Below are 11,683 nucleotides of genomic sequence, written 5' to 3' on the forward strand. Positions count from 1 at the left end.
CACACGAAGAACGGACCGATGACCACGACACTGAACGGGACCGGCGACGGAACCCGCCACTTCCTCGACCTCAAGGATTTCTCCGCCGAGCAGTTGCGCACGGTGCTGGACGCCGCCGCCCGCATCAAGGCGCGCCGCCGCAAGGGCGAGCTGGCCGAGGACCGCCCCCTCATCGGCAAGACCCTGGCGATGGTGTTCGACCGGCCCTCGACCCGCACCCGCGTGTCCTTCGACGTCGGCATGCGCGAGCTCGGCGGCGAGACCCTGATGCTGACCGGCAGCGAGATGCAGCTCGGCCGGGGCGAGACCGTGGGCGACACCGCCCGGGTGCTGTCGCGCTACGTCGATGCGATCATGATCCGCATCCTCGACCACGGCCTGATGCTGGAACTGGCGGAGTACGCCACCGTGCCGGTGATCAACGCGCTGACCAAGGTCTCGCATCCCTGCCAGATCATGGCCGACCTCCTGACCTTCGAGGAGCATCGCGGGCCGATCCGGGGCCGCACCGTGGCCTGGTCGGGGGACGCCAACAACGTGCTCGCCTCCTGGGTGCACGCCGCGGCGCGCTTCGACTTCACCCTGAACATCGCGGCCCCGCCGGAATTGTCGACGCCCCAGCCGCTCCTCGACTGGGCGAAGGCGCAGGGCGCCGCCGTCAACGTCACCACCGACGCCTACGAGGCGGTGGACGGGGCGGACGCGGTGGTCACCGATTGCTGGGTCTCCATGGGCGACGAGGACGACCAGCACCGGCACAACCTGCTCGTGCCCTACCGGGTCGATGCCCGCCTGATGGCGGCCGCGGCCAAGGACGCGATCTTCATGCACTGCCTGCCGGCCCACCGCGGCGAGGAGGTCACCGCCGAGGTGATCGACGGGCCGCAATCGGTGATCTTCGACGAGGCCGAGAACCGCCTGCACGCCCAGAAGGGCATCCTCGCCTGGTGCCTGCACGCCCACGGGCTCTGAGGGCCGCGGACGGCCTTCGCACGCGCCGCGGTCCGGCCCCGTCGCGCCGCCGCGGCGGGATGCCTATATAGGGTCCACCCTTGCCGAGGATTGGGCACGGCCGCGCTCGTCGCGCGGCCGGTCCGACCGGTGCGCCGCCGACACCGCTCGGCGATCCCGTGACCCTGACCACGACCCTGCCCCCGAGGGGTCGCGCGGTCCGTGGCCCAGCCCTCGCGTTCGTCGAGCCCGATCGGAGCCGCCATGACTTCTGGAATGCCTGCTGGAACGACCGCCGGACACCTCGCCCCGCTCCTCATCGAGGGCGACGACGACGTGGTGCTGCCCTTCGCCGTCGAGGCCCTCGACGTGCGCGGCCGCGTGGTCCGCCTCGGCCCCGCCGTCGACACCATCCTGCGCCGCCACGGCTATCCCGACGCGGTGGCGCGCCTCCTCGGGGAGGCCGCGGCCCTCACCGTGCTGCTCGGCTCGTCCCTGAAGTTCGAGGGCCGCTTCCAGCTCCAGACCAAGACCGACGGCCCGGTCGAGATGATCGTCGTCGATTTCGAGGCGCCCGACCGCCTGCGCGCCACCGCGCGCTTCGACACGGCGCGGGTGGAGGCCCTCGGCGCCGGGCCGCTCCAGGACCAGGACCTGATCGGGCAGGGCCACCTGGCCATGACCATCGACCAGGGCCCGACCAGCAGCCGCTACCAGGGCGTCGTCGCCCTGGAGGGCCAGAGCCTGGAGGAGGCGGCGCACCAGTATTTCCGCCAGTCCGAGCAGATCCCGACCCAGGTCCGCCTCGCGGTGGCCGAGCAATATGCCGGCGGTGCCCGGACCTACCGGGCCGGCGGCCTGCTGGTGCAGTTCCTGCCGCAATCCATCGACCGGGCCCGGCTGGCCGACCTGCCCCCGGGCGACATCCCCGAGGGTCACGTGCACCTCGACGCGAACGGCGTGCCCGAGGACGATGCCTGGGTCGAGGCGCGCAGCCTCGTCTCCACCATCGAGGACCACGAGCTCGTCGACCCGGAGGTCTCGGCCGAGCGCCTGCTCTACCGCCTGTTCCACGAGCGCGGCGTGCGGGTGTTCGAGGCGCAGGGCGTGCGCGAGCAGTGCCGCTGCTCGCCCGAGCGCGTGATGGGCATGATCACCTCGTTCTCGCCCCAGGAGCGCCGGGACATGATCGCCGATGACGGTCGCATCGGCATCACCTGCGAGTTCTGTTCGCGGCGCTACGACCTCGATCCTGCGGCGGTGGAAGCCGAAGTCGCGGCCCAGGAAGTCGCGGCCCAGTCGGGCGACTGATGACGATGCCGCCGTGGCAGGTGTCGCGGCAGCATCGCCAAGCTCGACCGTTTTAGAGGACAAGACGCTGCAAGTGCTCGCCCCTGCAGCCGAGGTTTGTATTTGAACCGTTTCTGAGGTCTCGACGTTTGGGGTTTCTCAAGAGTGCTCGACAAGAGCTCAGGAGGAACGTCGATGAAGACATTCGTGGTTGGCAAGAATCTCGTCGTTGGCTTGACTGCACTGCTGATGACGACCTCGGCCTACGCCCAGGGTGCCGGTCAGGCCGGCGGCAGCGAGGCCGGGGGCCGCGGCGGTTCGGCCGCGCGCAGCCAGGGCGGCACCGAGGGGAGTTCGGGCGGACGTGCCTCGGACAATGCCGGGGCCCGCGGCGAGATGGGCGGCCGGGCCGAGGCCGGCGGACGCCGCGAGGGCGGCCGCATGGAGACCGGCGGCCGCGGCGACACGGCGGCCCGGGATAGCCAGGGCCGGGAGGCTCAGAGCCGGGATTCGCAGTCCCGCAGCGCCGACCGGGGTGACCGCGACGGCGCGCGCGGCGACCGGACGACCCGCACCTCGTCCCGCGAGGACCGGGTGGGCGGCCGCGAACAGCGCGACCGCGTCTCGGTCAACACCCGCAGCGAATCCCGCAGAGAGCGGTTCGAGGGCGGACGCCGCTCCGGCCGCTTCGTCTTCATCGGCGGGCAGCGCGTGGTCTACGGCTCGCCCGAATACCGTCGCCTCGTCACCATCGAGCACCGCGGCGGCGACCGCGTGGTCGAGCGCTCGCGTCGGCGCTACGTGACCATCCGGGGTCGGCGCGTCCTCTACGGCTCGCCCCAGTATCGTCGCCTCGTCAGCATCGAGGAGACGACCACCCGCCGCCCCGGCACCCGCACCGTGGTCGTGCGCGGCCAGCGCGTGGTCTACGGCTCGCCCGAGTACCGCCGCCTGACGGTGACCGAGCGGCGGGGCGGCACCGTCGGCGCCCGCTTCGAGGAGCGCGGCTTCCGCGGGAAGGCCGTCTCGTCGCGCACCGACGAGCGGCGTGACACGCGCAACGTCCGTTCGACCGAAAGCACGTCGCGCGACGGCATCCGCAACGCCGACACGCGTCAGGGCAACGACCGCAACCGCGCCTCGGCCGACCGGGACATGAACCGGAACCGGAGCGGTGAGGGCATCCGCAACGCGGCCGACCGCTCGGGCAGCGCCGAGCGCGGCACCATGAACACCGGCAGCCGCACCGGCGGCGCCGAGCGCGGCATGAATGCCGGCGCGCAGGGCGGCAAGGGCGGCGGCATGGATGGCGGCGGCACGAGCGGCGGCGGAGCCGGCGGGCAGGGCGGCGCGGGCCGCAACTGATCGCAGGACCTGAAAACGGCGTCGGGCCTTCTCGCGGAGGTCCGGCGCCCCGATGGTTCAGGACGGGCAGCCGGTGCGGCGGTCAGGCCTTCAGGACCGGATCGGAGATGTCGCCCCCGCCCCGGCGGGCGAGGTAGGCCGGCTGGAACAGGCACATCCGCACCGCGTCGCGGTACTTGCCGTTGACGAAGAACTCGTCCTTCAGGATGCCCTCGGGCTGGAATCCGCAGCGCTCGTAGATCCGCACCGCGCGGGCATTGTCCTTGTCGACATGCAGGTAGAGCTTGTGGATGTTCAGGACGCTGAAGGCGTAGTCCATGGCGATGCGCGTGGCGCGCGGGGCGTAGCCCTGGCCCTGGAAGGCCGGGTGGATCGCGATCTGGAATTCGCAGCGCCGGTGCAGGTGGTTGATCTCCACGAGCTCGACGAGGCCGGCGGGCGCGCCCTCGGAATTGGCGATGATGAAGCGCCGCTCCGTCTGGTTGTGGATGTTGCGCTCGTAGAGCTGCGCCAGTTCGGCGAAGGACTCGTAGGCCTCCTCGAACCAGTAGCGCATGATGCTGTCGTTGTTGTTGAGCTGATGCACGAACATCAGGTCCTCGCGCTCCAGCGGGCGCAGCTTCACCGGCCCGTCCGCCGCGATGGTGCGGGGCGTGAAGGTCGTCATGATCCGAAGTCCCTCATGGCGCCACGCATTCGGCGATGAGCCGGTCCATGAAGGCCTCTCCGGCGCGCAGCGCCGCCAGGGTGATGTACTCGTCCGGCTGGTGGGCCTGATCGATGGAGCCGGGGCCGCAGACCACGGTGGGGATGCCGGCGACCTGGAAGCGCCCGGCCTCGGTGGCGTAGGGCACCGAGATCGTGTGGTTGCGCTCCGCCACCCGGAGCGCCAGCCGCTCGGCCGCCGAGCCGGGCTCGGGCGCGAGGCCCGGCACCGAGACCTCCTCCAGCGTCTCGATCCGCCCGTAATCGCCGTAGCGGTTGAGCCGGTCGCGCAGCACGGTGCGCACCTTGGCCTCGAACAGGGCCGGGATCTCGCCCATGTCGAGGTCGGGCAGGCCGCGGAACTCCCAGTGGAAGGTGCAGACCTTGGGCAGGATGTTGCGGGCCGTGCCGCCCGCGATGGTGCCGACATGCACGGTGGTGGCGGGCGGGTCGAAGCGCCCCGAGGCGTCGCCCCGGGCGATCATCGCGTCGGCGATCCGGTTCAGCTCCGCGACGAGGTCGGCCGCCGCCATCACGGCGTTGGCGCCGAGCATCGGCTTGGCCGAGTGCGCCTCGTGCCCGTGCACCGTGGTGAGGTAGGTGACGATGCTCTTGTGCGCATCCGCCACCTCCAGGTCGGTGGGCTCGCCGACGATCACCGCGGCCGGGCGCGGCAGGTCGGCCCCGAAGCGCGCGATGGTGTCGGTCACGCCCAGGCAGGTGGTCTCCTCGTCGTAGGACAGGAGGATGTGGATCGGGCGCTGGAGGTCGGCGGCGCGGAAACGCGGGATCGCCGCGAGCGCCAGGGCGCAGAAGCCCTTCATGTCGACGGCGCCGCGCCCGTAGGCGCGCCCGTCCGCCACCCGCAGGGTGAAGGGGTCGGTGCTCCAGGCCTGGCCCGTCACCGGCACCACGTCGGTATGGCCCGAGAGCACGATGCCGCCGTCGACCACCGGCCCGATGGTCGCGAACAGGGCCGCCTTGTCGCCGGTCGCGTTGGGCACCCGGACGAAGGGCACGCCGAGATCGCCGAGGGAGGCCGCCACGCTGTCGACGAGCGCGAGATTCGATTTCGAGCTCTCGGTGTCGAAGGCCACGAGCCGCGCCAGCCAGTCGAGGGTCTCCGGGCGCGGGCCTTCGGACATGATCCTAGTGCACGCTGCGGCGGACGTGGGGCGAATCGAGGGAGAAGGCCGGGATCTCCGCCTCGAAGCTCTCGCCGCCATGGGTCGCCATGGTGTAGCTGCCGGCCATCAGGCCATCCGGCGTGGTGAGGGGGCATCCGCTCGTGTAGCTGAACGATTCGCCCGGCTCGAGCACCGGCTGCTTGCCGACGACGCCGGCGCCGCGGACCTCCTGGGTCTCGCCGCGCCCGTCGACGATGCGCCAGTGGCGGGAGCGCAGCTGCACCTGCTCGGGACCGTTGTTCACGATCTCGACCGTGTAGGCGAAGAAGTAGCGGCTCTCGGCCGGCGACGATTCTTCCTCGACGAAGCGTGGCATCACGGTCACGCTGATTCCGCGCGTCTGAGCCTTGTACATCCCCGTCATGCCTCCCTGGCCGGACCTGAACCCCGAGCGCGCTGCGTTCGCGACAAGCACAGGGCGTCGTGGTACGGCCCTCGCAAAACCGCGTCAATCGCGGCGAATGCGGGGGCGCCCGCGCAAGATCCCGCGCAAGATCGAGGTCCGTGTCCCGTGGTCGAGGAGACCGTTTCGCGCCCGCGCGTCCCGTCGGCCGGCCGGGCGCTCCTCGGCAGCCTCGCCCTCGCGGGGCTGACCGGCGCCTTCGCCTGGGCGGCGCCCGAGCGCAACGGCTGGGCCGCCCTGGCGCTCGCCGTGGCGCTGGTCCTCGACGGCCTGGCCCAGGCGGCGGGGGCCTGGCTGTCCCGGCGCGGGGGAGGCCCGCCCCGGATCGCCGGCCTGCCCTCCCTGGTGCTGGCCTTCGGACCGGCCGCCGGCCTCGGCGCGGCCCTGTTCGCGGTCGCCCTGGCGCTCTGGCCCGCAGGCTTCCCGATCCTGGCCAGCGCCCTTGCGGGGCTGATCGCCATGGGCGCCATCGCGCGCCTCGTCCTGGCCTGGATCGTCCTGCGGATCGACCCGGACGCGGAGGCTTAACCGGACCTTAGGCGATCCGGCCGCATTTCGTGCAGAATGCGGCGTTCCCGCCCCGGCCGTGCCGGGGTGGTGCCCGAGGGACGAGCGGGTGGTGCGAACGGATGCCGGACGCGATGCAGGATGAGGCGGCGGGCCGCCGGCACGGGATTTGGGCCGCGGGCGGGATCGAGGCCCTGACGCGCGCGGGCGCGATCCGGCCGGACACGCCCTACGCGCCGGACCAGATCCAGCCCGCGAGCCTCGACCTGCGCCTCGGCGCCCGGGTGTTCCGCGTGCGCACCAGCTTCCTGCCCGGCACCCGCACGGTCTCCGCCTGCATCGAGGCCTTCGCGCTGCACGAGATGGACCTGCGGAACGGGGCCGTGCTCGAGACCGGCTGCGTCTACATCGCCGAGCTGCAGGAGCACCTCGCCCTACCGGGCGACCTCGCCGCCAGCGCCAACCCGAAGAGCTCGACCGGGCGCATCGACGTCTTCACCCGCGTCATCACCGACCGGGGGGCCGCCTTCGACCAGGTCGAGGCCGGCTATCACGGGCCGCTCTATGCCGAGATCTCGCCCCGCACCTTCCCGGTGAAGGTCCGGACCGGCTCGCGCCTGTCGCAGATCCGCTTCCGGCGCGGCGAGCCCCGCCTCACCGATACCGAGCTCGCGGCCCTGCACGCGGCCTCGCCCCTCGTCGACGCCCCGAACCCGACCTTCCAGGGCGGCATCGGAGTCTCCATCGACCTCGCGGGCTTCTCCGGCCTCATCGGCTACCGCGCCCGGCGCCATACCGGCCTCGTCGACGTCGACGCGCCCGGCGCCCACCGGGCGGCGGATTTCTGGGAGCCGCTGCACGCCGACCCGTCGCGGGCGCTGATCCTCGATCCCGGCCAGTTCTACATCCTGGCCTCGAAGGAGGCGGTGCAGGTGCCGCCCGACTTCGCCGCCGAGATGGTGCCGTTCGACCCCCTGGTGGGCGAGTTCCGGGTCCACTACGCGGGCTTCTTCGATCCGGGCTTCGGCTTCGCCGCCGCCGGAGGTGCGGGGGCCCGCGCCGTCCTCGAAGTGCGCTCGCGCGACGTGCCGTTCCTGCTCGAGGACGGCCAGATCGTCGGCCGCCTCGTCTACGAGCGCATGGCCGAGCGTCCCGCCACCCTGTACGGGGCGGGCGCCGGCTCGAACTACCAGGCCCAGGGGCTGAAGCTCTCCAAGCACTTCGCCTGAGATAGCACTTCGCCCGACGGGGCGGGTGCCGGGCTCGTCCGCCCTCGCTGGGCGCTCAGGCGATTCGCAGGACCCAGATCAGGGACAGGCTGACGACCAGCAGGACGACGAGGGAGCCGGTCACCGCCAGGGTGACCCGGCCGCCGACCCGGGCGAGCACCCGCACGTCGACGCCGAGGCCCAGCGCCGCCATCGACACCACGGTGAGGAGGCCCGCGAGGCGCGTCACCGGCTGGGAGGCCGCGTCCGGGACGAGCCCGAGCGAGCGCAGGGTCGCGAGCGCCAGGAAGCCCAGGATGAACCAGGGTACGATCTTGAAGAAGCCGAGCCGACCGGGCCGGCCCTTGGACGAGGCGCCTTCCGCCGGCAGGTGCGGCGCGATGAACGAGAAGGCCACCACCACGGGCCCGAGCATCAGGACGCGCACGAGCTTGACCAGGGTGCCGACCTGGGTCGCCAGGATGCCGACCGGCACCGTGGCGGCGAGCACCTGCGGCACCGCGTAGACGGTGAGGCCCGCCAGCGTGCCGTACTGGTGCTCGGACAGGCCGACCAGGGGGATGAACAGGGGCAGGCCCAAGACCATCAGCACGCCGAGCACTGCCGTGAAGGCGATGGCGGCCACCACGTCCTTGCTGTCGGCCCCGATCACCGGCGCCACCGCGGCGATGGCGGAGTTGCCGCAGATGGCGTTGCCGCAGGCCACCAGGATCGCCATGCGGGGCGGCAGGCCGAGGACCCGGCAGATGGCGTAGCTGGCCACGATCGCCAGCACCACCGTGGCGACGATGCCGACGAGGAGGCTCGTGCCGGAGGCCACGATGGCCCCGAGGCTGATCGAGGCGCCGAGCAGGGTGACGGCGAGCTCGAGCACCTGCTTGGCCGAGAACGCGATCCCGGCCCGGTAGCGCTCGCCCGGGCTCCACAGGGTGCGCAGGGCGATCCCCAGCAGGATCGCGATGACCAGGGCCTCGACGTAGGGATGGCCCGTGGCGCGCTCCTCCAGGGCCTGCACGGCCAGGGCCGCCGCCGTGACGGCGAGGCAGACGAGGAGGCCGGGCAGGAGCGAGGCGATCCGGCCGCTGGCGGCCCCCGGCCGCCCCGCCCCGGTCGGGGCCGTCGTCACGCTCTTGGTGCTCATGCTGCCTTTCCGCGAGGCAATCGGAAGGAAATTCTGCCCCGGGCTCGGCTGCGAGAACAATGCTCTCCCCGGGTGAAAATCTTCGCAAAACCCATCCATTGATCGGACAGGGTCGAAGCGCGACATTCACCCCCATGAGCAACCGGTCCGACAACGCGGCGATGGCCTACGATCCCTTCGGCGAACCTGTCGAGATCGCCTGCCAGGGTACGGCCAGCGCGGGCGACCGCCGGGCGCGCAACGTCGCCGTGGTCGGCTTCTGGCTGGTCGCCGCCGTCCTGACGGCGAGCCGCGTCTACTTGGCCGACGAGCCGGTGGCGCAGATGGTCGCGAACGCTCATGCGCAGGTTGCCGCCTTCATCACCGCCATCCTGTAGGACGACCCCGCCGTCGGGCAATTCGGACGCCTAGTACGCCGCCGCGAGGTATTCGGCGATGGCCTTGCCGTCGGCCTCGCTGACCGGCGCGTGATAGACCTTGCGCATCTTCGTCACCTCGCTGGTCCAGAAGGCCGCCCCCTTCCCCGGCGGCTGCATCGCAATGTAGTCGACCGAGTGGCAGCTCCGGCAATTGGCCTCGGCCGCCGCGAGGCCGGCCTCATGGCCGGAGGCCGGGCGCAGCTGCGCGGTCGGCTCCGGCAAATCGTAGCTCCGGGGCGCGGCGGCGGCGGGAAGGGCGGCCCAGGGTCCGGCCAAGGATCCGGCCATGAGGCTGGTGGCGGCCAGCGCCGCCGCGAGCGGGCGAAAGGTCATCCGGTCTCTCCTCTTGCCCATCCTCATGCCGCCTGCACCCGGACGGTCTCGACCACGTTGCGCATGTAGCCCGGCGGATTCCAGCGCGGCTCCATCGGCTGGGTCGCGCCGTCGTTGCCGGTCGCCCGGACCCGGAGCGCGTGCGCACCGGCGGGGAGGTCGACCGACAGGGTCCAGGGCCGGAACGAATAGCGCCCGAGATCGGGACCGAGGCTCGCCTCGGTCCAGGTCCGCCCGTCATCGGTGGAGAGCGCCACCGCGCGAATGCCCGAGCCGCCGTCGAAGGCGATGCCGCGCAGGGCCGTCCGCCCGGCCGGGATCGCGGCGCCGTCGGCGAGGTTGGTGACGAAGGAGCGGATGGTGAAGCGATTGATCGGCACGGTGGCCTTGGGGGCCTGGCCGGGCTCGACGCAGGCGCAGGCGTTGTCGGGAATGCGGTAGGCCGACGCCATCCAGAAGCCCTCATAGGGCTTGTCCGTCACCGTGATCGCGTTGAGGTGCTTGACCCAGTAGGTGCCGTAGAAGCCCGGCACCACGAGGCGCAGGGGATAGCCGTTGAGCCAGGGCAGGTCCTCCCCGTTCATGGCCCAGGCCAGCATCACCTCGCCGTCGCGAGCGTGGTCGATGCCGAGCGCCTTGGCGAAGTCCGGGGTCTCCGGGAGGACCGGACCGTCGAGGCCCTCGAAGACGACCTGCACGGCGCCGGCCTTCACCCCCGCCCGGTCGAGCACGGCCTTCAGGGGCACCCCGGTCCAGCGGGCGTTGCCCATGGCGCCGTTGGCGAGCTGCCCGCCGGCGACGCGGGGCGCGACGAAGCCGCGCGAATTGCCCGAGCACTGGTTGACCGCGACGATCTCGGCCCCCGGCATCGCCTTCAGCTCGGCCAGCGACAGCGCGACGGGCCCGTCGACATGCCCCGACACCGTCAGGCGGAAGCTTTCGGGGTCGATGGCGGTCGGGATGTCGGCGAGGTGGTAGCGGACGAAGAAGGCGTCGTTCGGCGTGATCACGGCCTCGTCGAACACCCCGAAGGGCGTCTCCAGCTGCGGCGGCCGCGCCGTCATCTGCAGGAGCGGGCGCTTGCCCGGATAGGCCACGAGGGGGCGCTCGCCGTTGCCGAACGGCAAGGTGACGGCCTCGCCGGCCCGGGCTGCGAAGGCCGCGAAGGGCGCGAGGGCCGCGCCGAGCAGCCCGGCCCCGGCCTGCCCCAGGAGCGTTCGGCGATCGGTCTCGGTCATTCCGGCATCTCCCCGTCCGGCTGAAGGCGTCCGCGCGGTCATCGCAGGACGGAGGCGTAGTGGATGTCCTCGGTGAGGCAGGTCGACAGGCGCCACTCCACCGGCCGGTCCTCGAGGTCGACGGCGACGCGGTCGACCTCGAGGACCGGGATGCCCGCCGGCACACCCAGCAGGGAGGCCCGGTCGGGGGCGAGCGCGATGGCCTTCAGGCGCTCGTGCGCGGTGGCGATCGTGATGCCGAACCGGGTCGCGTAGAGGCTGTAGAGCGTGTTCGGGAGCTCCATCGCCGCCAGGCCGGGGAACAGGCTCGACGGCACGGCGATGGTCTCCACGAGGCAGACCCGCCCGTCGAGGGCGCGCACCCGCTCCAGGCGCACCACCCGGGCATTGCGCAGGAGGGCGAGGCGGTCGCGCTCGTCGAGGGTGGCCGCGGCCTCCGCGATCGAGACGACGCGGCTCGTCGGGATGCCGGCCACCGCCCCGTCGGGGCGCAGCTTGAAGAAGCGGAAGACGCTCTGCTTGTCGTCGTGCTCGGCCACGAAGGTGCCGCGCCCCTGGCGGCGCACCAGCAGGCTGTCGGCGGTCAGCGCGTCGAGGGCCTTGCGGACCGTGCCCTGGCTGACGCCGAGCTCGGCCGCCAGCACGCCCTCGCTGGGCAGGATCTGGCCCGGCTGCCAGACCGCATCGGCGAGGCGGCGCAGGAGCGTGTCGTAGACCTGCCGATAGAGGGGCCGGAAACCCACCGCATTCCCACCTGTGCGTTCCATGTCGGTGCGCCGCTGCTCCCCGGGCGTGGGAGGAGGAAAGGAGAGGTTTCCCAGCACGGTGTCCCGTCCTTCGTTAAGGCCGAGGCCCGCTCCGGGCAATCGGTCGATCCGCAGGGCCGGCGGCCGGGGGCGGGTTCCGCCCGGGAGG

At 72.2% G+C, this 11,683-nt stretch carries 13 protein-coding genes; 6 read left to right on the forward strand and 7 right to left on the reverse strand.

From position 1 onward, the window contains the following. The first annotated feature begins 18 nt into the window (after nucleotides 1-18). The 3 genes from argF to ASF49_RS04270 all read left to right on the forward strand — a co-directional run bounded on the left by argF (nucleotide 19) and on the right by ASF49_RS04270 (nucleotide 3,606). A complete protein-coding gene (gene argF / locus ASF49_RS04260) occupies nucleotides 19-972 on the forward strand; it encodes an ornithine carbamoyltransferase (protein WP_056468296.1) in 954 nt (317 codons plus the stop codon). Between the two features lie 255 nt (nucleotides 973-1,227). Then, nucleotides 1,228-2,262: an Hsp33 family molecular chaperone gene (locus tag ASF49_RS04265; RefSeq protein ID WP_156652843.1), complete on the forward strand. Its 1,035-nt coding sequence runs from the start codon at nucleotides 1,228-1,230 to the stop codon at nucleotides 2,260-2,262. A 174-nt stretch (nucleotides 2,263-2,436) separates the two neighbouring features. Continuing rightward, on the forward strand, nucleotides 2,437-3,606 hold the full coding sequence (locus tag ASF49_RS04270) for a hypothetical protein (RefSeq protein WP_056468303.1): 1,170 nt from the start codon (nucleotides 2,437-2,439) through the stop codon (nucleotides 3,604-3,606). 82 nt (nucleotides 3,607-3,688) lie between these two features. On the opposite strand, the gene speG is transcribed toward ASF49_RS04270, so the two are convergent. From speG to apaG, 3 genes are read right to left on the reverse strand one after another with little or no spacing between them, the layout of a single operon-like run. Continuing rightward, the gene (gene speG / locus ASF49_RS04275) at nucleotides 3,689-4,273 is read right to left on the reverse strand and encodes a spermidine N1-acetyltransferase (protein ID WP_056468305.1); all 585 of its coding nucleotides are present in this window, start codon (nucleotides 4,271-4,273) and stop codon (nucleotides 3,689-3,691) included. Nucleotides 4,274-4,286: 13 nt separating this feature from the next. Further along, a complete protein-coding gene (argE, locus tag ASF49_RS04280; RefSeq protein WP_056468308.1) occupies nucleotides 4,287-5,456 on the reverse strand; it encodes an acetylornithine deacetylase in 1,170 nt (389 codons plus the stop codon). Between the two features lie 4 nt (nucleotides 5,457-5,460). Then, complete coding sequence (apaG, locus tag ASF49_RS04285) at nucleotides 5,461-5,853, reverse strand: Co2+/Mg2+ efflux protein ApaG (RefSeq protein ID WP_055950877.1); 393 nt, start codon at nucleotides 5,851-5,853, stop codon at nucleotides 5,461-5,463. A 156-nt stretch (nucleotides 5,854-6,009) separates the two neighbouring features. Here apaG and ASF49_RS04290 point away from each other — a divergent pair, with 156 nt between their 5' ends. Continuing rightward, nucleotides 6,010-6,429 (forward strand): hypothetical protein, encoded by a 420-nt coding sequence (locus ASF49_RS04290; RefSeq protein WP_056468313.1) that lies wholly within the window; start codon nucleotides 6,010-6,012, stop codon nucleotides 6,427-6,429. Nucleotides 6,430-6,542: 113 nt separating this feature from the next. Next, on the forward strand, nucleotides 6,543-7,637 hold the full coding sequence (locus tag ASF49_RS04295; protein WP_056468650.1) for a 2'-deoxycytidine 5'-triphosphate deaminase: 1,095 nt from the start codon (nucleotides 6,543-6,545) through the stop codon (nucleotides 7,635-7,637). A gap of 55 nt (nucleotides 7,638-7,692) precedes the next feature. Here ASF49_RS04295 and ASF49_RS04300 read toward each other — a convergent pair whose 3' ends face one another. After that, nucleotides 7,693-8,778 (reverse strand): YeiH family protein, encoded by a 1,086-nt coding sequence (locus ASF49_RS04300; RefSeq protein ID WP_056468316.1) that lies wholly within the window; start codon nucleotides 8,776-8,778, stop codon nucleotides 7,693-7,695. Nucleotides 8,779-8,912: 134 nt separating this feature from the next. Between ASF49_RS04300 and ASF49_RS04305 the strand changes: the two genes are divergently transcribed. Next, nucleotides 8,913-9,155, forward strand: a complete 243-nt coding sequence (locus ASF49_RS04305; protein WP_056468320.1) for a hypothetical protein — start codon at nucleotides 8,913-8,915, stop codon at nucleotides 9,153-9,155. Nucleotides 9,156-9,185: 30 nt separating this feature from the next. On the opposite strand, the gene sorB is transcribed toward ASF49_RS04305, so the two are convergent. The 3 genes from sorB to ASF49_RS04320 are packed head-to-tail and all read right to left on the reverse strand — an operon-like array spanning nucleotide 9,186 to nucleotide 11,535. Then, the gene (sorB, locus tag ASF49_RS04310; RefSeq protein ID WP_056468323.1) at nucleotides 9,186-9,530 is read right to left on the reverse strand and encodes a SorB family sulfite dehydrogenase c-type cytochrome subunit; all 345 of its coding nucleotides are present in this window, start codon (nucleotides 9,528-9,530) and stop codon (nucleotides 9,186-9,188) included. Between the two features lie 23 nt (nucleotides 9,531-9,553). Further along, a complete protein-coding gene (sorA, locus tag ASF49_RS04315) occupies nucleotides 9,554-10,768 on the reverse strand; it encodes a SorA family sulfite dehydrogenase catalytic subunit (protein ID WP_056468325.1) in 1,215 nt (404 codons plus the stop codon). 38 nt (nucleotides 10,769-10,806) lie between these two features. Further along, the gene (locus tag ASF49_RS04320; protein ID WP_056468653.1) at nucleotides 10,807-11,535 is read right to left on the reverse strand and encodes a GntR family transcriptional regulator; all 729 of its coding nucleotides are present in this window, start codon (nucleotides 11,533-11,535) and stop codon (nucleotides 10,807-10,809) included. Between the last annotated feature and the right edge of the window lie 148 nt (nucleotides 11,536-11,683).

The sequence above is a fragment of the Methylobacterium sp. Leaf104 genome, assembly GCF_001422885.1.
Lineage (GTDB): Bacteria > Pseudomonadota > Alphaproteobacteria > Rhizobiales > Beijerinckiaceae > Methylobacterium.

Excerpts from the sequence above, each read along its gene's own strand:
- ASF49_RS04300 (WP_056468316.1), bottom strand. The coding sequence starts at position 8,778 with ATGAGCACCAAGAGCGTGACGACGGCCCCGACCGGGGCGGGGCGGCCG.
- ASF49_RS04305 (WP_056468320.1), top strand. The coding sequence starts at position 8,913 with ATGAGCAACCGGTCCGACAACGCGGCGATGGCCTACGATCCCTTCGGC.
- ASF49_RS04320 (WP_056468653.1), bottom strand. The coding sequence starts at position 11,535 with ATGGAACGCACAGGTGGGAATGCGGTGGGTTTCCGGCCCCTCTATCGG.
- ASF49_RS04270 (WP_056468303.1), top strand. The coding sequence starts at position 2,437 with ATGAAGACATTCGTGGTTGGCAAGAATCTCGTCGTTGGCTTGACTGCA.
- ASF49_RS04295 (WP_056468650.1), top strand. The coding sequence starts at position 6,543 with ATGCAGGATGAGGCGGCGGGCCGCCGGCACGGGATTTGGGCCGCGGGC.
- sorA (WP_056468325.1), bottom strand. The coding sequence starts at position 10,768 with ATGACCGAGACCGATCGCCGAACGCTCCTGGGGCAGGCCGGGGCCGGG.
- speG (WP_056468305.1), bottom strand. The coding sequence starts at position 4,273 with ATGACGACCTTCACGCCCCGCACCATCGCGGCGGACGGGCCGGTGAAG.
- ASF49_RS04265 (WP_156652843.1), top strand. The coding sequence starts at position 1,228 with ATGCCTGCTGGAACGACCGCCGGACACCTCGCCCCGCTCCTCATCGAG.
- apaG (WP_055950877.1), bottom strand. The coding sequence starts at position 5,853 with ATGTACAAGGCTCAGACGCGCGGAATCAGCGTGACCGTGATGCCACGC.
- argF (WP_056468296.1), top strand. The coding sequence starts at position 19 with ATGACCACGACACTGAACGGGACCGGCGACGGAACCCGCCACTTCCTC.
- sorB (WP_056468323.1), bottom strand. The coding sequence starts at position 9,530 with ATGACCTTTCGCCCGCTCGCGGCGGCGCTGGCCGCCACCAGCCTCATG.
- argE (WP_056468308.1), bottom strand. The coding sequence starts at position 5,456 with ATGTCCGAAGGCCCGCGCCCGGAGACCCTCGACTGGCTGGCGCGGCTC.